The following is a 630-nucleotide window of genomic DNA, read 5'->3' as shown; positions in this document are numbered from 1 at the left end:
CGGCCGTGTTCGCGAGCGGCATCCGGCAGGCTGTTGCCGCCCGGGGCACGGAGCTGGTGAGGGCCTCCGAGCTGGAGGCGGAGACCGGCTACCGCCTGGGATACGGCGATCCAGGAGTGGTGGAGGCGGCGAAGATGCTGCGCGAGCGGTATGCCCGGTAAGCGGTGCTATAAGTATGCGGGCAGTCCCGCCGCACAATCAAGAAGCCAGCAGGTCTCCCGGTTACTTCGGGATCTGCTGGCTTCTGTTGTTCTGTTCGCCAATCCCTTCGCTGGGGCCGGGTCAGGAGCCGGGGCAAGCGCTCCATACCATGGACGGGATCAGGCGGACTGCGTTCTTGGTTCAGCGCCTTGCAGAACAGCTCTAGTGCAGCTTTTTTTACCCAAAATGCTTGTTCATAAGGAAATTCCTGCTGCCATACAGGCATTTGAGACTGTGCCGATTCAAGTTGAGGATGAGCGGGAAAAAACCTGCATTATCGTCGGTTTGGAATACAACAGACGTTCTCACGCGGCCAAAAGATGCACAATTTCAGGTTTTGGCGAAAGACGTCCCAATTCATTAGGTCAGGAACATCAGGAATTACTATACTTGCGGCTAAGCCCCCTAAATCCGGAGTCATGCCCTACA

General features: G+C 57.0%; 1 protein-coding gene. It reads left to right on the top strand.

All coding sequences use genetic code 11. The features are described 5' to 3' along the window. Positions 1-366 precede the first annotated feature (366 nt). Positions 367-630, top strand: a 264-nt coding sequence (locus L692_RS33575; RefSeq protein ID WP_232238811.1) for a hypothetical protein, incomplete at its 3' end; no start/stop codon positions are given.

The organism is Paenibacillus forsythiae T98, assembly GCF_000520735.1.
In the GTDB taxonomy this organism is placed as follows: Bacteria; Bacillota; Bacilli; order Paenibacillales; family Paenibacillaceae; genus Paenibacillus_AQ; species Paenibacillus_AQ forsythiae.
Note: the sequence above shows the minus strand (reverse complement) of the source record. Positions and strands in the feature narration are given on the sequence as shown.